We start from the raw sequence: 19321 nt of genomic DNA on the forward strand, positions 1-19321 counted from the left end.
CCGATCCGACCAAGGCGCCGCAGGTGCGCGAGGTGCTCCGTGGCATTCAGGCCCTGCATCCTCGGTTGGAGCGGCAGGCGGAGCCGCTGCAGTTGACCGAGTTAGCCCGCTGCATCGACTGGCTGATGGCGCAGGAACAGATCGACCGCCACGCCCTGCTGAGCTGCCGCCGCGATCGCGCCCTGATCCTGCTGGGGTTTTGGCGGGCGTTTCGCAGCGATGACCTCTGCCGGCTGCGCGTGGAGTTTATTGAGGCGCGACAAGGGGAGGGGATGGACTTGTTTTTGCCCAGCAGCAAAGGCGACCGCGACAATGCTGGACGGTCGTTCACGGTGCCGGCCTTGAAACGTCTGTGTCCGGTGGAGGCCTATCTTGACTGGCTCGCGGTATCGAGTTTGCACCAGGGCCCGGTGTTTCGTGCGGTGGACCGTTGGGGCAACTTGGCGGAGAACGGACTGCACGCTTACAGCATCTCGCGCATCCTCCGTCGGGCGATGGTCCGCAGTGGCTTGGAGGGCGGGCGCTACAGCAGCCACTCGTTGCGGCGCGGCTTTGCCACCTGGGCCAGCCGCAACCAGTGGAGCGTCAAGGCGCTGATGAGTTATGTCGGCTGGCGCGATGCCAAGGCCGCGTTACGCTATGTTGAGCCGGAGATGCAGTTCGGCGAGCTGCGCCGCGAATAGCGAATGCGGGACTCGTCTCATGTGCTGGGCTCAGCGTGGCATTGCTTTTTCCTTGTCGATAGATGGAGAAGCGAAATGTTGCCATATGACCAAATCCACCCGACCACCCTGGTCGGGATCAAGCGTCTTGCTAAGACAATCAAGAAAGCCAAGGGAATTCTGCACGCGCAGGCGCTGGATGAGGCTGCTAAGCAGGCGGGGTACCAGAACTTTAGGCACGCCCAACGCGCTCTTTCCTCGAGTGCCGGATCGGGAGCTACCAACGGTCGCGTCTAGGCGCCTGCATCAGAGACGGGCGAATTGGTAGTTGAACGGTATCAATTAAGAGATGCTCTCGGCTCCTCGCAGAGTCATTCACGAGCGGCTAGGCGAAGCCGGATGAATTTGCTGTGCGAGGGGAGGCTCGTTCCAGGCCGTTCGACATCTGACTGCCGCATATGCGCAGCGGCTCCAGCGCATGGGCGGGAGGCTGGCTTAAGCTTGACTTGCCGGGACCGAGTCGCGGCATCGTCCGATTGGAGAGGTTTGCTATGACATCGATACTCGATGGGCCGTATACCGAAATACTGACGCGCGCTACGCAGGTTCTGGGGAGTCGGGAGAAGGCCGAGCGCTGGATGGTGACGCCGGCCCTGGGGCTCGAGCGGCGTCGTCCAATTGACATGCTCGCCAATGCAGAGGACCTGGAAGTGCTCGAGACTTTTCTCGGGCGCATCGAGTATGGGGTCTATCACTGATCCTAAGTTTTAGGGCCGCCGTTAACGACCGGGCGTGACTGCCAGCGAGCCCCTTCGCTAACCCACTTCGAGGGTTCCGGTATGCGTGCACGATCTGCCCCTTTGTCACCGGAGGCGTTAGCTCGCCAGGGCGTCGATCGCGCGCTGCTCGATGCGGTAATCGCGCTGGTTCGGGAAGCGGGATGCCTGATCGCTGCTGAGGTGGTGCGACCTGGTGGGCCGAGAGGCGCCGGGGACAAGGCCGAAATTGATGGCGAGGTCGAGGTCATGCTGCGCCAGGGACTGACCAAGCTGCTCCCCTGCGACTTTGTCGGTGAGGAAACCGGTGTGCAGCTGACGGGGCATCACTATTGCTGGGTAGTGGATCCCAATGATGGCACCAGCGACTTTCTGCAAGGGCACCTAGGCTCGGCGATTTCCGTGGGCTTGCTACGAGAGTGTGTACCGGTGCTGGGAGTCGTCTATGCGCCGATGACGGAGCGCGGGGCGGATTGTATTGCTTGGGCTGAGGGGATTCCTCAGTTGCTACGCAATGGCGCGTTGATAGCGCCGAATGTCGCGAAGGGCGGACTGGCGGAAGGTGGCCAAGTCTTCGTCAGCTTTGCAGCGCTTGCGCAGCCCACCCAGAACGCCGAGCTCTGTGCGCCCGCTACCTTCTACCCCATGCCGAGCATTGCCTATCGGCTTGCCCGGGTGGCGGTGGGGGATGGGATCGCTGCAGTATCCTTGTACGCGGTGTCGCCCCACGATGTGGTGGCGGGTCACGCGCTACTGCGGGCGGGGGCTGGTGGCCTCTGGAACGAACAGGGACAAGCACTAGGTTACGCGACGCCAGCGGCGTTTAATCAACCTGTCAGGTTTTGCTTCGGCGGTGCAGAGAGTACCTGTCGGGAGCTGTTGGTGCGCCCGTGGCAGGTCGTTCTGGTAGACGGAGCATAATTTTTACGGCGAGCTTCCAATTGGGCATTAACTGCCATTCTTATCGTGCCAATGTGAGGGTACTAAGGTACACACTCTGACGTCCAGGAAGCGGCGAGGGGCAGGCCGACCAATAGTGCTGACAGCTCGAGGTTCGCGGACGAAATGCGCCGCGCGGCGACCCCCTTCATCAGGTCGAGTCGCCACCGTCATTGAAATAATCATTGCGAGCGACACGCCCAAAATTGCTGAGGTCTGGGTCTTCATCACTAAACATGAAGTTCACCATGCGCTCACGTCTGAGGCCTGAAAGCGTTCCGAAAAAACAGGATTCGCACAGGTGGACCTCATAACGCTCGCCATCATGGGCCGCACCATAGCCCCAACTGGCGAGAAGCGTTCCATATTGCAGTCCATACCCTTCAATGCGTGTGCTTTTGCCACAAACGTCACAAAGGACATCAGTGACCGATTCAACGGGTTGCGTCGCGGTGATTTTCATCGAGAACCTCCCCACAGAGGGCATATGCGCCCTTGTGTCTTTGGCACACGATACTCCCTCTGCGGTTCGGCTTTGTCGCCCCGTAAGGACGGCGGCGAGCAGACGCTGCTGCGCTCGATGCTCAGATACTCCGAATGCCGGCGATGTTTTCGTGGAGGAGGCCGACTCCGGTGCCCGTGAAGAGAGCGACGGGCCGCTTGAGTTCGGAAGCAACCGACCTCCAGTGGCCGGGAATCACTGGAGCCAAGATTTGACAGTGTCGGCGCCGTATTCTGCCTTCCAGGCATTCAAGACTTTGTGGTTGCCGCCTTTCGTCTCGACAACCTCATTGGTGTATGGATTCTTGTAAGACTTGACGACGCGTTGACGGCGTTTGTCCTGGTGGAGGGAAGCTGAGTCGCGAGGAGCCTTCGGGGCAAGGATGTTGATTACAGCCTTTAGTCCGACGTCATATTCCTTCAGGAGGGCATTGAGTTTGGTCTCGAACTCAATCTCTCGCTTTAGCTCTGCATCGTTCTTGAGGCTATCCAAAGCTGCAAGCTGCTCAGCAAGTTGGGCTTCCAAACGCTTGAATTCTGCCAGTTTGCTCATCGCATTATCCTAGGTGACGGTGCCCGGTTGGGCTCATGACTTAATCTACAGATAATGTACGTGATTGCTGTGGTGAATGCAGCAACTAGTGCAGTTTCGAGAGGCGATCAATAATCGCCCTCCCATTACATCTACCGTGACGAGGCTGGTATCCCGACGCACCAGGTGACGGTCACATACGTTTCCGACCGAGCGATGCCATCCTGGTCAAAGTCGATCAAGACATTGACCAGGCAACGCATCGTGGCGGAGTTAGCGTTCATCAGACGCTGCACAACGAAGTCGGAAAATTCCCATCCAGGGCCAGCCCAATAGAGGATTCGAAATCGCCGGCTAGTGTGGATAGATTTTCCGTGCGATAGATACGATGTTGGGCTGCGCTAAGAGGGTGGGTTTTACAGTTTTAATATTTAGTGAAGCTGTGATTATTTTGTAGGCATTGGAATTGATACGCGACGTGGCTACCGAGTTGCGGTAGCCACCGGCCTTATCACTCATCAGTGAACGAGTATACGGCTAGCTTGTTGCCATCGAGATCACGCACATAGCCTGCGAAAGCTGTCGGTGACCAGGTGCGCCGACCGACAGCGCCTTCATCCTTACCACCCAGCGCTAGTGCGGCTTCATGGAATGCTTTGACCGCCGCTCGGTTCGGGGCCGCAAAACTCACGGTTGCGCCATTTCCAGCCGACGCAGGTTGGCCATCTATAGGCTTGAGGACGTAGAACGACGCCGTTTCTTTCCCCCAGCCCGCCCCCTTGTCGCCGAAATCTTCGATGCGTTTGAGCCCGATTTTCCCCAACACCTCGTCGTAGAAAGCGCGGGCCTTTTCAACATTTTGGGTGCCGACGGTGACATGAGTGAACACAGACATTTCTTTCTCCAGTTTCTCAAGGATAAGCAGGTAGCTTAAGGGATTCTGGTGAAATACGCCGATCTCGTTACCCGAGTTTTCCGATGAAGCAGATGACCTGCGCTGACGCCGAGTACGCCGGCAAGCGCAAGCAGACCCGCAAGGAGCTGTTCCTGATCGAGATGGATCAGGCGGTGCCGTGGAAGGGCTTGATCGCCCTGATCGAGCCGCCTTACCCGAAGGGTGAAGACGGTCGTCCGGCCTACCCGTTGATGGCCATGTTGCGCGTGCATCTGATGCAGAACTGGTTCGGCTACAGCGATCCGGAGATGGAAGAGGCGCTGTACGAGACCACCATCCTGCGCCAGTTCGACCTTGCGAAAAGGCTGGATCAGATCCTCAGGCTTCTGCTGCACGCTCGATTCAATGTCGCGAGCAGCGGCGATTGAGTTGGCTGGCGACAATATCCGCGTCAACTCGGTCAATCCCGGGGTAATTCACACGGATATGGTTGATGACGCATTCCCGGACAAGCAAGCTATGGCCGAAGTGGTCGCTGCTCAGCCGCTGGACCGCATGGGTCTGCCTATCGACGTGGCCTATCTGGTCCTGTATCTCGCCAGCGACGAAGCGTGGTTCACCACAGGAACTTCTCAGACGATCGACGGTGGAATGTCTGTCATGGGTGGTGTTTCTCCGCATATTGATCGCTGATTGCAATATCTAACATTCGTGAAGTAACTCTCGCGCACTAACCTGGTGCGAAAAGATAAGTAATAAAAGTTCAAATGGGCTGCCGTTTCGTCGGCCCGTGGCCGCGTCCTGCGCAGACCATTCCCATAGATAGTCGTAAATGCAGCGGGGGATTTATATTAGGTCCCTTGACATGTCTGTTCATCCTGCATAGGCACATCGATGAGGCGGTATCACTCCGACCAATAAGGTAAAAACTCGATGCTGCGGGGGCGGCGTTTGGTGCAGCGCCTGACGGTTTCCTTGATGGCTCTATCTGAGCAGTAAATTTTAGCTGCGAGAAATATGGCGAGTGTGGCGTCCAATAAAGTCACACTGTGGTGACTTGTGTCAGTAAGCATGCCAGTATTCGGAAGCTTGTAAATGGGGTCAGGTCTGTTAGTGGCGCCGAGAGCAACATCATTTGGCGACTTTGATTCAGGAGAGTCTCTCACGCCGTCTGACGCTTCAGTTGTGATGGCTATATGACGTTGCTGCGGTATTTTCTCGGACATCAGCGACGCATAGGGAAGCGACAAGGGAGTCAAGAACATGGGCTGGATCATTGCGCTCCATGCAGGCTGCACTCCGCCAAGCAGAAAGGAATGCGCAGCGTAGATAGAGAGGACTGTCGAGGCGCAGCAAGTAATACGCCAAGATGGAGGCGCCACATCAGGCTGCTTGCGAGGCGGAGGTCCACCTTAATCTAGCGACCACTCGGCCGGGAGAGATCTCCTCCGCTTCTCACTGACCTCTACGTGATTTCTCCACAGAATATCGTCCGATTCCCATCGGCCGGGCCGACGCGGAGCACGATCGAATAGCCACCGGTTCGAAGCGTGCTTAGTTTTACAGGAGCGCTTCTGTAAATGGTCCATCCGCGTTTGGCGTATGCCTTGCCTGCCAGCGCGTACTGGTTCATTTCAAATGCTGGTGTCCTTTCTGGTTGCTTACAAGTGCCGGAGTAGATAAAAGTGTAGATGTGAACCGGCCTTGTTGTGTCGCTTGGAACGCCGCTGATAAAGATTGATAGGGCTGTTTCTTTTCCTGCCGATGCCAAGGTTGCCTGCCCAATCTGTCCAGCATTGTGGATGCTGGGAGTTAACGGGATATTGGCCACCTGGCGGTCCTGGGACGTCGTACAGCCAACTAGGAAAGCTGCGATTGTTATAAGTTTAGACCAGCGTTTTATATTCATGACTCGCCTCCTGCTCAATGAAGTTGGCGATTCGGGTTCAGAGTTGTTCTCGGATTCCTCCACTGGGTTGTGCAGGTGACATTGCTAGGCGAACAGTAAGAGCGTCGCACTGTTTTTAGTAAATACCTATTTTTGCTGGTTGTCGCGATTAAATGTCCCGAAATACGCGCTTCATGACCTGTCACAACCTTCAGAGGCGCTTTGGCTAACCACTCCCGCTCTGCCATCCGATCCAATGCTACCTACAGCTTTGGATGCGAATCTCGAAGCATCGTGACCGGTCATTTCGCTAGCAACGGGACCGATTTTCAGTCTGCTTCGAAGCAGGCGGTCACGGCTGAGCGAAAGCCCTCCCGTCGTCAAGCGTGGCCTGACGCGACCGTCACGCTCGACCGATTTCGATAGATGAGGGATGGTTGCGCTGCGAGTTACGTAAGCTGGCAGCAAACACACCTTCCTGATCCTTGCGTCAAGGGTAATGGTGCCCACCTATCTCAAGTGGACACCATTCTTGCTCCTGCAAGCGGATCGCCATTTGCCAACGAAACTCCTAACTAATTTCGTTCAAATCCCAGGTCGTCAAGGAATGCCTGCAACCTGGTGCCGCGGTGGCCAGTGTTGCCCTGAGCCATGGCATCAACGCCAATGTCGTGCGCAAGTGGCTATCGTTCTACCGCCACCAACCATTCACCAACATGCCCGCATTCGTTTCATTGAAGGTCGGGGCAAAGTGCCATCCCCAGGCGACGGTGACCAACGACCGGCCGTACGGGCAAGAAACGCTGATCGTGAAATGGCCAGCCTTCGATCCCGAAGGCTGCACCCGGTTTGTACGCAGGCTAACGCCGTTACCGGAGAACGAACGGTTGAGCATGGCGATTCGAGTAGCTCACACCTAGACCCGCGAGACTTAAAAAGCACGTCGCCTACAGCCGGAGCTGGCGAAAGACGGCTTTATTGCTGGGTACGACCGTATTACCCGCCTGCGTCGCAAACTGGGCTTTCGATGCCGGCAAAGGAGCAACTTCTAGGCAATCATCCATTCGACACACGCGCTACAGGTGGCAGAGAACTAACTGGAGCAGGCTGGGGCAGGTTTTCGAGCCGACCCGTCCCAACGAGGTCTGGATGGGGGCATCACATACATAGCCACCGATTAGGGGTGACTGGAATGGCTGAAGCTAGCTGGCCTGAAGGATGTAATCACTTGTGAAACTGTGGAGAGCGCTTGACCACCGAGTTGGTTAACGGGCTCTGTTCTAAGCGGTTCAGCACAAGCGGTCTTCACCCGGACTCCTTCACCATGCCGGTCGTGGTGACCAGTAATGCGCCAAATGCGAGCAATTTCCGAGATGAATCCGAGGCCTATTCGTATTGATCGTTAAAAACTCAATCCCTAGTGTCAATCCTGAGGGGCGCTCTTCAGTTCAAGCTTAGGGCTTGAGAACCTTAACTAAACGCAATCGAGGTGCTTTGCCGTGGATAATGAAACAAGAAAAAAAGTCGAGCTAGCAATTGCATGGATAGGGCCACTCTTTATTTTTGCCTACATTGTCTTCTGGGCTATCATGGGAAATAACTTGCCGCCGCCGAATATGATGGGTATGTCCGGAGAGGAGTTGGTGGCGAATCATTACGGAAAGTACCAGAACATGATCGCAGTTGGCATGATCGGGTCTGCTGTCTTTGGTATGCTCTATCTGCCCTGGTCCATTTTGCTAGCTTGGATGCTCCGAGATGAAAATGGAAGTTTCAGCCTTTTCGGCTATATGGAGTTGGGCGGTGGCATCCTGACCGCTTGGGTACTCGCTTTTTGCCCTGCAATCTGGGCGGCTTGTGCAATGTTCGCACACGAAATGAATCCCGAGATGCTTAAGCTCGTCCACGTCTTCACCTGGTTCATCTACGACACGACCTTCATGATCACGACGGTACAACTGACCGGGCTGGGTCTGTACGTGGTACTAGTCAAGAGCCAGAATCTGTTCCCGCGCTGGACGGGCTGGGGCGCGATCGCGGTGGGTATCATCTTCATTCCATTGGTGCTGATCCCCTTTGTCTCCTCTGGCCCCTTTGCCGTCAACGGCACGTGGAACTTCTACATCGTCTTTGGTACCTGGTTGTTCCTATTCTTTGCCCCGTTTAGTTACTACATGATCCAGGCAGTGAAGAAGGGCTCGACTCTAATGCCGGTAGTCGCCTCGAGCTATGCCCACTGAGGTGTGACTGTCTTGTCCCTCCCCGTCTCTGCGGCAAAGCAGTGTGGGAGGGACTCTCGCTGACCCGATGTGGGCCTATATATGACTAAGTGGCAAGAAATAACTGCTGCAAGCCCGGAGCGGATGAAAGTAGGTAAGTCCGCACCAGGTACTGAAGGTATCTGGATTTTCGTGTTGATGGACATGGGTATTTTTCTGCTGGTATTTCTGGCCTTCATGACGGAGCGGCGGGCCAATCTGGAGCAGTACATCGCGGGACAGCAACAACTGAATCCGCTATTCGGATTGGTGAACACTCTAATCTTGCTGCTGAGTTCATGGCTAGTGTTCGAGGCTGTCTGCAGCGCGCGCCAGTCGCTTTCGGTACGAGCTGCACGGCAGCTTGGATTTGCGATAACACTGGGGGGCGTTTTCTGCCTGAGCAAACTGCTTGAGTATTACCAGAAGTTGAGTGTTGCGATTGATATAAATAACTCGTTCATCGCTTTCTATTTTTTCATTACGATGGTGCATCTGCTACATGTTCTGGCAGGCCTGTTGTTTTTGAATGGCTATCGGCGGGCGTTTCAGGAAAATAGTCAACCTGCAGTTCATTTATCAGGGATCGAGAATGCTGGGTTGTTCTGGCATTTTATCGATGTGTTGTGGATTTTTATTTTTCCATTATTGTATCTTATATGAAAGGACAATCCATAGTGACGAGTTTGGTGCGTACACCGGTTTTTCTGTGCGGATGTCTAATGCTGCTAACCTTGGTCTCGGTCTATTCTGGAGAAATTGGTTCCGTGCAGAAGGGTGTGGCATTGCTTGTGATACTGATTGCCGCAGTAAAGGCTCAGTTGGTGATCATGTTTTACATGGAGGCTCGGCATTTTCCCGAACCCTGGAGGCGGCTGTATGGAAGCTGGGTATATGCCGCCGCGTCAGTCATACTGGTAGGTGTTTATATCGTACCTTGAGATCGGCGCTCCGAATTCTCAGTGCCGTAATAGGAGAGGAGAAGGTGGTTCGGCAAGCAGGTGGCTTAGTATGGTTCGGGATAGGTGTGCGAGAAAGTCTTCCTCGCTGAGTTGCGTCGGTGCGGACTTGATGTACTGCTTTATGGTACTGGTGACCATCAACATGAGATAAGCATGTGCAGACTGCAGATCATGCTGCGCAAATCGATCCTCGTATATCTGCAGGTACATGAAGCTGGCTCGGTAAATCAGCCGTTCAAAGGAGTAGGCTTCTGCCGCCCGCAGCTCAACGACCTCATCCACTAAGTCAATCAGTATGGACTGGTGATCCCGGTAGCATTGATAAACGCCGCGGATGATCTTGGGCAGATTGGTTTCGATATCCTCGATACCCGGATCAATCAGCAGCTTCCGCGAGTCCAGTGCAGCTTGTTGCGAGGTCAGCTCATATAGGGTCAGAGCAATGGCATGCTTATTGGTAAAGTAATCGTATACTGACCCTATTCCCACCCCAGCCTTTTCGGCAATTCTCTCCAGCGTCGTGGCTTCGTAACCATGGGTGACGAACAGTGCTTCTGCAGCGTGCAAAATGGCTTCGACTGTCAGCCTTGAGCGCGCCTGTTGCGGTTTCTTTCGCCAGCTTTCTGAGGGGGCCATCCTATCTCCTGCAATATTGTTGTCGCAGATCATGGCCTGCCACGCAGTTGCAGGCGAGGGCTGATTTTTCGGCGGTGGGGGGCAATGTATTCAGTTTGGGGTAGTAGTAGCCGACTACCGCCAGATAGTCGTTCACCTTTTAAGTAGATGCCTGCTTGACTTTGATCTTTCTGCTCAACGGATGCCGCCATTGATAGTCGATTATCGATGATATGGCTGTTGGCAAGGCTGTCCATGCGGTACTGATCAGAAGCTCGCTGGCTTCGCCGGTATCCTCGGCATAGCTGGTGGCCGAGTCGCTGTCTTCAGCAGCAGTTAGCGGGAGTCCAAGGAAGCCGGTATGTACGAAGGAATAGTCCCCCAGTAAACATGTTCAGAGTGTCCTTGTTGGGGATTGGTAGACAGTAGGCGGGACGTAAATGAGAGTTTTAGCTTAGGTTAGCCGTCATTGATGAGGATCTGAGCTCGCAGGCATTCAAGATGTGTGCGAACCAGGAGACGGTGGGCACCTGACCCAGTTCATGCGGCGCCAGCCAGACTGAGGCGTCGTTTTCCCAGTTAAGCGTGAGCGTTCGAGTCAGGCTGTGGAAGTGAAAGGCGTAAACGCGCCACGTCCGACCATCTTGCCCCAGCAGGTGCAACACGCTGCTACTGAGCAGTTTCAGGTGATGCTTTGAGATACCGGCTTCTTCTTCAACTTCGGTCAGGGCCTGAGAAAGCGGATCGCGATCGTGGTCGAGAAACCCGGTAATGCAATTCCAGCGCCCGACATCACCTGTTACCAGATTGCTGCGACGTAGCAGAGCTAGCTCCCCCTTATGGGAAAGAACGGCCGCAACAATCTCGCAGACGCTTCCGGAAAATCGTTGTATAGCTGATTCGCGTTGACTTCCCATGGTGTGCTCCATTAGTCAGCACAAGCGGTGGTGTAGGGGACTGGCGTTGTCGTAATGATTAGCCGTAAATCGACAACAGTCAACTCGCGCGTTGACTTTTTCTGCCGCTCTCTGATTTGTCAAATTTCAGCCTGTCTGGGGCGCGTTTGTGGTTGAAACCTGAGGTGGGGGCTCCAGCCGAATGGCTGGAGCCTTTGGGACGCCTAGCGTACAGCGATCAGGCCACCATCCACCGGGAACATCTGACCGGTCATGAAGTGGGACGCGTCGCTGGCGAGGAACACCATTACCGGTGCCAGATCCTTGTCGGCATCGCCGAATTTTCCGCCCAGCGGTATGTCGGTCTTGGTGGCGGCATCATGGGCAGCTAGATCTTCCGATGACAGTGCATTGCGGAATTCGACATACATGGGGGTGACCATATAAGGCAGAACGGCGTTGATGCGGATGCCGTCAGGACCCCATTGGCGGGCGACATTGCGTGTCCAAGTGTGAACCGCCGCCTTGGTGGCAGAATAGAGGGCATTGTTAATTTCGCCCGTCAGTCCCGATTCTGATCCGAAGTTGATGATATTGCCGATACCTTGCCCCTTCATAAGCCGATAGGCAACGGCATTGGTGTTGATGGTTCCTAGTACATTGACGCGGAAAAGCATGTCGTACAGTTCTTCCGCTATGGCGTCCGGCGGGGAGTGGCGTTGCACCCCAGCCACATTGACCATGACATCCAGGCCGCCCATATCCTCAGCAGCTGCAGCAAAGACCTTTTCCACTTCGGGGCGGTCGGCAATGTTGCAATGGTAGTAGCGGGATTTGCAGCCGGGATTGGCCTTGCCAGCTTCGGAAACCACCTGCTGTCCGAGCGTGTCGTTCATATCCATTGAGGCAACAGTTGCACCCGCGGCAATGTAGGCCCGCACCACGGACGCACCAATGCCCTGTGCGCCGCCGGTTACGATGATTCGTTTACCTTCTAGCTGTTTCATGTTGCCTTCCTGTTCTCTGTCTTATTGATCGAAGGGCTGTGTACCTAAGCCTTAGGTTGTGTAAGGAGTCGTGCCGAACCTACCGACCGTTCCGGAAATTGTCCTGCCAGGTTGCTGCGCAGCGCCGGCGCTTTCAAGGATGGTGCTATAGGACTGTGCCAGTCAACATTCATGTTGGATTTTTCCGAAAAAAATCAACATTGCTGTTGACTTGATGGCGTTAGTGATGTAACCATGATTTGAACTTAACCCCAGGCCGGGCGGGCGCTCGGGCCTGCCTTCCTTTGATCAACCCAGGTTCCGCTGCCATATGACGCTTACGAGTACGCAGTCAGCTGATGCGCCGGCCCTTTTGGAGATCGCTGGAGCGATCGCCATCATCACGCTCAACCGTCCTGGCTCATTCAATGCGATAGATGTGGATATGGCGGTATGCCTTGAGCAGCTGGCCTCGACTGTCGAGCGAAATCACAGCGTCCGGGTACTGGTTATTCGTGGTGCAGGTAAGGCGTTCTGTGCTGGCGGTGATGTCAATCTGTTTCTCTCCCATATCGACGATCTCGCACTACCAATCAGTAAGTTGCTGGCGCATTTCAACCGCTTTCTTTTAGTGCTGCGGCGCATGGACAAGCTGGTGCTGACCAGTGTGCATGGAGCGGTCGCCGGTGCCGGCTTTTCCATGGCCTTCATGGGGGACTTCTGCATTGCTGCCTCTAATGCCCGTTTTCGTCCGGCGTATGCGCAGATCGGGGTTTCACCTGACGGCGGCGGCACGATCGGTCTGGTGCAAGCTCTAGGGGCACGACGCGCCCTGCAGATTTTTCTGGACGAGCCGGAGTTGAGCGCCGATGGGGCCAGTCAACTCGGCTTGTTGTCTAGGGTGGTCGAGCTAGCCGAGTTGGAAGCTAAAACCCGTGAATACGCTGAGCGACTGGCTGAACTGAGCCCGACAGCGGCGTCCGGCACAAAACGTCTGGTCTGGCAATCGGCATCAGTTCCGCTGGAGCAACAGCTGGAGGCCGAGGCGCAATCCATCATCGCCTGCATGGCTACCCGCGAGTTTAGAGAGCTGCTGGAAGGCTTGCGGCGTCGCTAAGGCTGGGTTCATCCGCTCGATCTCTGGAGGGCTAGTTTCAAATTGAAAATCAACTCTTGTGTAAATTTTACGGTTATATGCAGGAGTATTCCTAAAGTGCACAAATATAAGAAGGGGTTAGCATGTCGAGATTGCAGGGCAAGGTAGCTATCGTCACCGGCGGCGCGCGGGGTATTGGCAAGTGCATTGTCGAGACCTTCGTTGCCGAAGGTGCGAAGGTGGTGGTCGGTGACATCAATGATCAGGCTGCCGAACTCGAATCGCAGCTTGGCGCGGAGGTGGTTGCCTTCAAGCGTACGGATGTGACCAGCGATGTTGAGATTGAGGCGTTGGTTACCTATGCGGTTGAACGCTTCGGACGCCTGGACATCATGATTAACAACGCCGGTGCCCTTGGCGATCAGACCGCGCTGATCGACCTTGATGCGGACGGTTTTACCAAAACGGTAACCCTGCTGCTTCGCTCCGCGGCACTTGGTCACAAGTATGCTGCGCGTCAGATGATTGCCCAGGGGCAGGGCGGTAGTATCGTTTCAATTTCCAGTATTGCCGGTATCGAAGCCGGCTGGTCATCGGTTTCCTACGATGCAGCTAAGGCCGCAGTACTGCACCTGGCGCGTTCAGCCTCTTATGAACTGGCGCCCAAGCAAATCAGATCCAACGTGGTCGCGCCCGGTCTAATTCTCACGCCAATCATTGGTACCGCTTGCGATGTGGCACCTGAGCATTACGCGGCCTTCACTGAAAGTCTTGAGGAGCCCTACGGCAAGCTGATTCCTCTGGGCCGGGCCGGCAAGCCGAAGGATATTGCAGAAGCGGTACTGTTCTTTGCCTCCGATGCTTCTGCGCATGTCACCGGCCAGTCCATTGCCGTTGACGGAGGTTTAACCTCCATGACCGGCTTTGATATCGGCGGAGTTGTGGCGCAGGCGGTTGAGAGTTTCAACGCGCGGATCGGTAATACCGAGAGCGGAAAGGTCGGCTGGCTACCGAACAGGAATGGCTGAATATAGGGGCAAAGCGAACTTCCGGTAATTACTCTGAAGTTCGCGCTTCCGGTTTAGTTTGTGGCAACGCTCCATTTTGGGCCGCTGGCAGATAATGTCAGTCAGGCCCTTCTTTTTTAAGGTATAGGGGCGGCACTGTCGCCAAGGCCGCTACCAATTTACTGATTAGGATGGCTACACATGACACAGCGTCAGGTATTTGTGGTGGGGGCTGCACGCACTGCAATTGGCAGCTTTGGTGGTTCCCTGAAGGATCTTCCGCTTTCCACTCTGGCTACCGTAGCGGTACAGGCGGCAATTGAGCGTGCCGGCATCGAGCCGGGACAGGTCGGGCACGTGGTCATGGGGAATGTGATTCCCACCGAGCCCAGGGACGCCTACCTGAGCCGAGTCGCTGCCATCGATGCCGGTGTGCCGCAGGAAACTCCAGCGTTCAACGTTAATCGTCTGTGCGGCTCCGCTCTACAGGCCATCGTATCCGCTGCGCAGTCGGTTCTGCTAGGTGACACGGATATTGCCATCGGTGCCGGAGCGGAAAGCATGAGCCGCGGTCCGTTCATCATGGGTAATCTGCGCTGGGGGGCGCGGCTCGGCAATGCTGAGGCCATCGATTATATGAACGGCATTCTGCATGACCCCTGGAAGCGCATTCACATGGGGGTCACCGCCGAGAATGTGGCTGTCCGTTATGGCATTGACCGTACTTCGCAGGATGAACTCGCGGTTGAAAGTCAGCGCCGCGCTGCCCGTGCAATTTCCAAGGGCTATTTCGACGAGCAGATTGTGCCGGTCGAACTCAAGACTCGCAAAGGCACCAGCTACTTCAGCCGCGACGAAAATGTCCGCGCCGACGTGACAATCGAGCAACTGTCAGCCATGAAGCCGATTTTTGTCAAAGAAAATGGCACGGTTACCGCAGGAAATGCCTCCAGTCTGAACGACGGTGCCGCAGCATTAGTACTCATGGAGGGCAAGGCAGTAGAGACGTTGGGCCTGACTCCCCTAGCCCGTCTAGTTGGCTACGCCCATGCCGGCGTCGATCCAGATTACATGGGGATAGGCCCGGTGCCGGCGGTTCGTCAGGTGCTTGAGAAAACCGGCATCAAGCTCGACCAGATTAGTGTGATTGAGGCTAACGAAGCCTTTGCCGCCCAGGCCTGTGCGGTGATCAAGGAGTTGGGGTTGAATCCAGAGATCGTGAACCCCAATGGTTCGGGTATCTCTCTCGGGCACCCGGTCGGTGCTACCGGTGGAATCATTTCCATCAAGGCCATTTATGAGCTGCAACGTACCGGTGGGCGTTATGCCCTGGTCACCATGTGCATCGGCGGCGGGCAGGGTATTGCCGCCATATTTGAGCGTGTGTAATAGACAGCATTTTTTAGAGGTTGGACGACAGCTATGCAGATCAACAAGGTTGGTGTTGTCGGAGCCGGTACCATGGGTAACGGTATTGCTCAGGTGTGTGCCATTGCGGGGCTGAGTGTGGTCATGCTGGACATTGATCAGCGGTCACTGGAGCGAGGTCTCCATACTGTGTCTGGTAGCCTTGAGCGCTTAGTGCGCAAGGAAAAGCTGTCGCCGACCGATCGCGAATCTGCCCTGCAGCGTATCAAGAGCACTACCGATTACGCCGATCTCGCTGATGTAGATCTGGTGATTGAAGCTGCCTCCGAGGTGGAGAAAATCAAGCTGGCCATCATCCAGACCCTAGACAAAACGGTACGTAAAGACGCAATTATTGCCAGCAATACGTCATCCATGTCCATCACCAAACTGGCGGCGGCAAGTAGCGCGCCGAACCGCTTCATAGGCATGCACTTTTTCAACCCAGTGCCGGTTATGCTGCTGGTCGAATTGATTCGTGGGCTGCAGACCGATGATGCCACCCATCAGGCAGCCGAGCAGTTTGTAGAAAATATCAGGAAGACTGCTATCTCGGTAAAGAACAGCGCGGGCTTTGCCGTGAATCGGATTCTGGTACCGATGATCAATGAGGCGGTATTCGTTTTGCAGGAAGGGATCGCCAGTGCTAGGGCGATCGATGAGGGCATGCGCCTGGGCTGCAACCATGTCATCGGGCCGCTGGCGCTGGCAGACCTGATTGGCTTGGATACCCTGTTGTCGGTGATGGAAGTGTTTTACAGCAGTTTCAATGACTCCAAGTACCGTCCTGCACCGCTATTACGTGAGATGGTCGAAGCTGGCTATTTGGGGCGCAAGAGCGGCCAAGGCTTTTACAGCTATTGAGGCTGCCTACGACATTGAATTGGAAGTAGGCCGGCACGCGCCAGGTTTGAAGCTGGTGCGTGCCGGCTGTAGATTGTTCAGGTGCCGCAGCGTGAGGTTGCAGCAGTCAGGACGCAATATCTTCTTCTTTACGCACGCGTTGATAACCGTTAGCATCGCTTGAAAAGTGATCAAAAACTGGGTCACTACATTTGACTTAAGGAAGAACCTGCAGCATGGCCAATTCGCCACCTCCTAGTAGCAATATATCCCGACGTCGAAAGACTGCTTTGAATGACGGGGGAGTCAAGTACAAAGCCAAGAGAGATGAGTTGATCCGTCTTGCTGCTGATCTTTTCAAGGAAAAGGGATATCAGACAACTACTCTCAACGACATCGCCAATTATGCTGGTATGGATCGGGCCAGCGTCTATTATTACGTCGGCAACAAGGAGGAGTTCTTCCGCGATGCGGTTAAGGGTGGTGTTGAGCAGAATGCCAAGAATATCGAGCAGATGCTCGCCCGCGAGGATATAGGTACCCGGGAAAAGCTCAGGCAACTGGTACAACTGCTGATGCAGTCATACAGCGATAGCTATCCTTACATGTATGTCTATATTCAGGAGGAGATGCACAAGATCGCCGATGCCAAAACCCCTTGGGCGCAGGAAATGCTCGAAAAAACCAAGGGTTTCGAACATGCGGTGCTAGCTCTGATTAAGCAGGGCGTGGCCGAGGGTAGCTTCCGGGATGATATTCCCGCTAGCCTGGCAGCCAACACTATCTTCGGCATGTTGAACTGGACGTATCGCTGGTACACCCCAAAAAGCAAGTTTTCGGCCAAGGAAGTGGCAGATGCTTTTTGCAATATATTTTTTACTGGAATGCAGAAATCCTGACCTGACGTCAGCATCAAGAGACCTGGTTCAAGAGCTGAGCCCGGTCATGATGTCGGGGCAACCTTAAATTCATGAAATGTCTTTGTCGGTATCTCGATCTACTGTTATGTGGTTTTGACAGTAAGGGAGAGCATTTCATCGAAAAATTATGACATTTCTATGTGCGCAGTGTCGGCACTATACTCTCGCGCCACCCGTTTGCAACTTTTCATCTATGTTGCACGTTTCTGATGGTCCATCCTTGCAAATACCTTCAAGCATGAAACGCACGCCTTGACGGCCTCTGCCGTGCAAACAATGGATAGGATCTTATTGAAGCGAGTAAAGCCTTTGCCTTGCAGGCGCTGGTGTTCAGGTGGGGGGGCGGGGAACCGCAGTCGCAAGGTTCACGTCAAGGCCTTGCAACCCTTTGCAATTGCGGCAATCAGGGCTTATCTGGAAATGCTGCCGGACAGAGTCTGTCCGGCAGGCTTTGTTCGCTGTTCGTTAATACTGCAAATCACCATTGCTTGTCTGGTATGTTCACTACAATACCGTCCAGGTCAGAGGTCATGAATATCTGGCAGCAAAGTCTGCTGTTCGGCTTCACTTCGGCCGCAGCACAACTCAGCATTCCTGTTTCCCGCTCGGTGGGAGTCGGCACCTTGTCCATGAAGGTATTGTCAACATACACATGGCATGTTGCGCAACTGGCACTGCCGCCGCAATCGCCGACAATATCGTAGATGCCATTGGAGACTGCAGCCTGCATAAGATTTACTCCGTCGGCAACATCCAGTTCGCGGCGCGTTCCATCATGTGACACATACACTACTTTAGACATTTTTTATTCTCACTTTTTTGGTCAATAACAGCGATCTATAGCGGGTACCGATAGCGGGAAAATTTCAGGCACTATTCAATTCAGCGTTGGCTATCGCAATTATTTCTTTCAGCGGCACGCTTTCGTCATTCAGTAGGTTTGGTTCAACCGGAAGTCGATCTGTGATGATCTGCTTTGACAGGTTGAATTCCACCGGACGGTTCACTGTATCAACCGCCAGCACTCGGTTCCCCTGCAGGTAGAAAACGCTGAAGTCGGGCTGCTCCAAAGAGCCCCGGATAATGATCCGATCGTATCCCTCGGACAGCCCAACCATTTTCAGCCCGACTTCATACTGGTCGGACCAGAACCACGGGGCAGTCTCGTTGCGCGTTGGCTTGCCGCAGACAATAGCGGCAACTTTCCGCGCCTGCTCCAATGCATTGGGCACCGACTCGATACGTACCCAGCGGCCATAGATCTGGCTGTGAAACCGCGCGCAGTCGCCGATCGCCATGATCATGGGATCAGAGGTCTGCATCTGCTCGTTGATCACGATACCGTTATCTACCAGGAGCCCGGCCGCACTGGCCAGCTCACAGTTCGGGACCAGACCAATCCCGGCAACCACCAGATCTGCTGCCAGTCGCGTGCCGTCCTCACACAGTACGGCCGTCACTCTCTGCTGGTCGGTTGACATTTCAAACCCGCACACCTGCATGCCGGTTCGTATGTCAACGCCGGCGTCACGATGCAGGCGTTCGTAAAACGCCGAAACCGGTGGAGCGGTAACTCGCGCGAGAACACGGTCTGTCGTGTCGAGCAGGGTGACTTGCATGTTCGCCTTGACGGCGGTCGCAGCCACCTCAAGGCCGACATAGCCGCCGCCAATCACCACCAGGCGATTGCCGGGAGTCAGCTGTTGGCGGATGCACTCGGCATCCTCAAGTGTGCGCAGGTATCGAAAGTTGGCCGCCTTGCCAGCTGCGCCACTTGCGACCGGTAGCAGCCTCGGGCGTCCGCCGGTAGCCAACACCAACCGCTCGTAGTCCAGTACTTGGCCATCCGATAGGCTGACCTGCCGTCGGTCGCGGTTGATTGCTGTTACCTGTGTGCCACTGAGCAATTGGATGTTCTGCGCCGCGTAGGCATCTGGGGCTCTCAGATACAGGCTTTCCGGTGGGGCCTTGCCAGCCAGATAGGCTTTGGACAAGGGCGGTAGATGATGGGGAATAACTGCTGCATCCCCCACCAGCAAGATATTGCCTTCCCAGCCGTTGGCGCGCAGGCCAAAAGCAACCTCAACCCCAGCGTGGCCTGCGCCTACTATGACCAGATTTTTGTTTGCGTTCACTGC

22 protein-coding genes and 3 pseudogenes are annotated in these 19321 nt (G+C 55.1%); 14 read left to right on the top strand and 11 right to left on the bottom strand.

The features are described 5' to 3' along the window. The first annotated feature begins 23 nt into the window (after positions 1-23). Positions 24-683 (top strand): site-specific integrase, encoded by a 660-nt coding sequence (locus tag E8F20_RS02815; RefSeq protein ID WP_280282340.1) that lies wholly within the window; start codon positions 24-26, stop codon positions 681-683. Positions 684-713: 30 nt separating this feature from the next. Here E8F20_RS02815 and E8F20_RS02820 read toward each other — a convergent pair whose 3' ends face one another. Then, complete coding sequence (locus E8F20_RS02820; protein WP_280282341.1) at positions 714-902, bottom strand: hypothetical protein; 189 nt, start codon at positions 900-902, stop codon at positions 714-716. Positions 903-1213: 311 nt separating this feature from the next. Here E8F20_RS02820 and E8F20_RS02825 point away from each other — a divergent pair, with 311 nt between their 5' ends. Both E8F20_RS02825 and E8F20_RS02830 read left to right on the top strand, forming a co-directional pair. After that, on the top strand, positions 1214-1420 hold the full coding sequence (locus E8F20_RS02825) for an antitoxin Xre/MbcA/ParS toxin-binding domain-containing protein (protein WP_280282342.1): 207 nt from the start codon (positions 1214-1216) through the stop codon (positions 1418-1420). Between the two features lie 81 nt (positions 1421-1501). After that, entirely contained in the window at positions 1502-2359 is an 858-nt protein-coding gene (locus E8F20_RS02830) for an inositol monophosphatase family protein (RefSeq protein ID WP_280282343.1), read from the top strand. A 169-nt stretch (positions 2360-2528) separates the two neighbouring features. On the opposite strand, the gene E8F20_RS02835 is transcribed toward E8F20_RS02830, so the two are convergent. From E8F20_RS02835 to E8F20_RS02845, 3 genes are all read right to left on the bottom strand, one after another. Beyond that, entirely contained in the window at positions 2529-2840 is a 312-nt protein-coding gene (locus E8F20_RS02835) for a hypothetical protein (RefSeq protein WP_280282344.1), read from the bottom strand. Positions 2841-3074: 234 nt separating this feature from the next. Then, positions 3075-3431 (bottom strand): histone-like nucleoid-structuring protein, MvaT/MvaU family, encoded by a 357-nt coding sequence (locus tag E8F20_RS02840; protein WP_280282345.1) that lies wholly within the window; start codon positions 3429-3431, stop codon positions 3075-3077. Between the two features lie 490 nt (positions 3432-3921). Next, positions 3922-4305, bottom strand: coding sequence for a VOC family protein (locus tag E8F20_RS02845; RefSeq protein ID WP_280282346.1), 384 nt, complete (start codon positions 4303-4305; stop codon positions 3922-3924). Between the two features lie 83 nt (positions 4306-4388). On the opposite strand from E8F20_RS02845, the pseudogene E8F20_RS02850 reads away from it, so the two are divergent. Continuing rightward, positions 4389-4655, top strand: a pseudogene (locus E8F20_RS02850) (transposase); the annotation flags it as partial. Positions 4656-4734: 79 nt separating this feature from the next. Then, positions 4735-4998 (top strand): SDR family oxidoreductase, encoded by a 264-nt coding sequence (locus tag E8F20_RS02855; RefSeq protein ID WP_280282347.1) that lies wholly within the window; start codon positions 4735-4737, stop codon positions 4996-4998. 212 nt (positions 4999-5210) lie between these two features. On the opposite strand, the gene E8F20_RS02860 is transcribed toward E8F20_RS02855, so the two are convergent. Continuing rightward, positions 5211-5582 (bottom strand): hypothetical protein, encoded by a 372-nt coding sequence (locus E8F20_RS02860; RefSeq protein ID WP_280282348.1) that lies wholly within the window; start codon positions 5580-5582, stop codon positions 5211-5213. 188 nt (positions 5583-5770) lie between these two features. Next, positions 5771-6214 carry a hypothetical protein gene (locus E8F20_RS02865; RefSeq protein WP_280282349.1) on the bottom strand — a complete coding sequence of 148 codons (444 nt, stop codon included), beginning with the start codon at positions 6212-6214 and terminating at the stop codon, positions 5771-5773. A gap of 557 nt (positions 6215-6771) precedes the next feature. Here E8F20_RS02865 and E8F20_RS02870 point away from each other — a divergent pair. From E8F20_RS02870 to E8F20_RS02885, 4 genes and pseudogenes are all read left to right on the top strand, one after another. Beyond that, positions 6772-6879, top strand: a pseudogene (locus tag E8F20_RS02870) (transposase); the annotation flags it as partial. Positions 6880-7068: 189 nt separating this feature from the next. Continuing rightward, positions 7069-7537 (top strand): annotated as a pseudogene (locus tag E8F20_RS02875) (IS3 family transposase); the annotation flags it as partial. 155 nt (positions 7538-7692) lie between these two features. Beyond that, a complete protein-coding gene (locus E8F20_RS02880) occupies positions 7693-8433 on the top strand; it encodes a hypothetical protein (RefSeq protein ID WP_280282350.1) in 741 nt (246 codons plus the stop codon). A gap of 81 nt (positions 8434-8514) precedes the next feature. After that, positions 8515-9114 (top strand): cytochrome c oxidase subunit 3, encoded by a 600-nt coding sequence (locus E8F20_RS02885; protein WP_280282351.1) that lies wholly within the window; start codon positions 8515-8517, stop codon positions 9112-9114. A gap of 296 nt (positions 9115-9410) precedes the next feature. Here E8F20_RS02885 and E8F20_RS02890 read toward each other — a convergent pair whose 3' ends face one another. The 3 genes from E8F20_RS02890 to E8F20_RS02900 all read right to left on the bottom strand — a co-directional run bounded on the left by E8F20_RS02890 (position 9411) and on the right by E8F20_RS02900 (position 11931). Beyond that, positions 9411-10049 (bottom strand): TetR/AcrR family transcriptional regulator, encoded by a 639-nt coding sequence (locus E8F20_RS02890; RefSeq protein ID WP_280282352.1) that lies wholly within the window; start codon positions 10047-10049, stop codon positions 9411-9413. Positions 10050-10477: 428 nt separating this feature from the next. After that, complete coding sequence (locus E8F20_RS02895; RefSeq protein WP_069084982.1) at positions 10478-10945, bottom strand: NUDIX domain-containing protein; 468 nt, start codon at positions 10943-10945, stop codon at positions 10478-10480. A 203-nt stretch (positions 10946-11148) separates the two neighbouring features. After that, on the bottom strand, positions 11149-11931 hold the full coding sequence (locus tag E8F20_RS02900) for an SDR family oxidoreductase (protein ID WP_280282353.1): 783 nt from the start codon (positions 11929-11931) through the stop codon (positions 11149-11151). Between the two features lie 310 nt (positions 11932-12241). On the opposite strand from E8F20_RS02900, the gene E8F20_RS02905 reads away from it, so the two are divergent. The 5 genes from E8F20_RS02905 (at position 12242) to E8F20_RS02925 (ending at position 17162) form a co-directional block, all read left to right on the top strand. Continuing rightward, positions 12242-13027: an enoyl-CoA hydratase-related protein gene (locus E8F20_RS02905; protein ID WP_280282354.1), complete on the top strand. Its 786-nt coding sequence runs from the start codon at positions 12242-12244 to the stop codon at positions 13025-13027. A 122-nt stretch (positions 13028-13149) separates the two neighbouring features. Then, positions 13150-14034, top strand: a complete 885-nt coding sequence (locus E8F20_RS02910; RefSeq protein ID WP_280282355.1) for an SDR family oxidoreductase — start codon at positions 13150-13152, stop codon at positions 14032-14034. Positions 14035-14214: 180 nt separating this feature from the next. Further along, positions 14215-15402, top strand: coding sequence for an acetyl-CoA C-acyltransferase family protein (locus tag E8F20_RS02915; RefSeq protein ID WP_280282356.1), 1188 nt, complete (start codon positions 14215-14217; stop codon positions 15400-15402). A gap of 33 nt (positions 15403-15435) precedes the next feature. Continuing rightward, complete coding sequence (locus E8F20_RS02920) at positions 15436-16284, top strand: 3-hydroxybutyryl-CoA dehydrogenase (protein WP_280282357.1); 849 nt, start codon at positions 15436-15438, stop codon at positions 16282-16284. Between the two features lie 311 nt (positions 16285-16595). Continuing rightward, positions 16596-17162, top strand: a complete 567-nt coding sequence (locus E8F20_RS02925) for a TetR/AcrR family transcriptional regulator (RefSeq protein WP_280282358.1) — start codon at positions 16596-16598, stop codon at positions 17160-17162. Between the two features lie 499 nt (positions 17163-17661). On the opposite strand, the gene E8F20_RS02930 is transcribed toward E8F20_RS02925, so the two are convergent. Further along, a complete protein-coding gene (locus tag E8F20_RS02930) occupies positions 17662-17985 on the bottom strand; it encodes a 2Fe-2S iron-sulfur cluster-binding protein (protein ID WP_280282359.1) in 324 nt (107 codons plus the stop codon). Between the two features lie 64 nt (positions 17986-18049). Continuing rightward, positions 18050-19318 carry an FAD-dependent oxidoreductase gene (locus E8F20_RS02935; protein ID WP_280282360.1) on the bottom strand — a complete coding sequence of 423 codons (1269 nt, stop codon included), beginning with the start codon at positions 19316-19318 and terminating at the stop codon, positions 18050-18052. Positions 19319-19321 lie beyond the last annotated feature (3 nt).

This window comes from Pseudomonas sp. BN415, assembly GCF_029871195.1.
Taxonomy (GTDB): Bacteria; Pseudomonadota; Gammaproteobacteria; order Pseudomonadales; family Pseudomonadaceae; genus Metapseudomonas; species Metapseudomonas resinovorans.

What these genes read in the sequence shown, in the direction of transcription:
- E8F20_RS02865 (WP_280282349.1), bottom strand. Translation starts at nt 6,214, where the DNA reads ATGAATATAAAACGCTGGTCTAAACTTATAACAATCGCAGCTTTCCTA.
- E8F20_RS02825 (WP_280282342.1), top strand. Translation starts at nt 1,214, where the DNA reads ATGACATCGATACTCGATGGGCCGTATACCGAAATACTGACGCGCGCT.
- E8F20_RS02905 (WP_280282354.1), top strand. Translation starts at nt 12,242, where the DNA reads ATGACGCTTACGAGTACGCAGTCAGCTGATGCGCCGGCCCTTTTGGAG.
- E8F20_RS02890 (WP_280282352.1), bottom strand. Translation starts at nt 10,049, where the DNA reads ATGGCCCCCTCAGAAAGCTGGCGAAAGAAACCGCAACAGGCGCGCTCA.
- E8F20_RS02920 (WP_280282357.1), top strand. Translation starts at nt 15,436, where the DNA reads ATGCAGATCAACAAGGTTGGTGTTGTCGGAGCCGGTACCATGGGTAAC.
- E8F20_RS02860 (WP_280282348.1), bottom strand. Translation starts at nt 5,582, where the DNA reads ATGATCCAGCCCATGTTCTTGACTCCCTTGTCGCTTCCCTATGCGTCG.
- E8F20_RS02840 (WP_280282345.1), bottom strand. Translation starts at nt 3,431, where the DNA reads ATGAGCAAACTGGCAGAATTCAAGCGTTTGGAAGCCCAACTTGCTGAG.
- E8F20_RS02885 (WP_280282351.1), top strand. Translation starts at nt 8,515, where the DNA reads ATGACTAAGTGGCAAGAAATAACTGCTGCAAGCCCGGAGCGGATGAAA.
- E8F20_RS02895 (WP_069084982.1), bottom strand. Translation starts at nt 10,945, where the DNA reads ATGGGAAGTCAACGCGAATCAGCTATACAACGATTTTCCGGAAGCGTC.
- E8F20_RS02835 (WP_280282344.1), bottom strand. Translation starts at nt 2,840, where the DNA reads ATGAAAATCACCGCGACGCAACCCGTTGAATCGGTCACTGATGTCCTT.
- E8F20_RS02830 (WP_280282343.1), top strand. Translation starts at nt 1,502, where the DNA reads ATGCGTGCACGATCTGCCCCTTTGTCACCGGAGGCGTTAGCTCGCCAG.
- E8F20_RS02910 (WP_280282355.1), top strand. Translation starts at nt 13,150, where the DNA reads ATGTCGAGATTGCAGGGCAAGGTAGCTATCGTCACCGGCGGCGCGCGG.
- E8F20_RS02900 (WP_280282353.1), bottom strand. Translation starts at nt 11,931, where the DNA reads ATGAAACAGCTAGAAGGTAAACGAATCATCGTAACCGGCGGCGCACAG.
- E8F20_RS02845 (WP_280282346.1), bottom strand. Translation starts at nt 4,305, where the DNA reads ATGTCTGTGTTCACTCATGTCACCGTCGGCACCCAAAATGTTGAAAAG.
- E8F20_RS02930 (WP_280282359.1), bottom strand. Translation starts at nt 17,985, where the DNA reads ATGTCTAAAGTAGTGTATGTGTCACATGATGGAACGCGCCGCGAACTG.
- E8F20_RS02915 (WP_280282356.1), top strand. Translation starts at nt 14,215, where the DNA reads ATGACACAGCGTCAGGTATTTGTGGTGGGGGCTGCACGCACTGCAATT.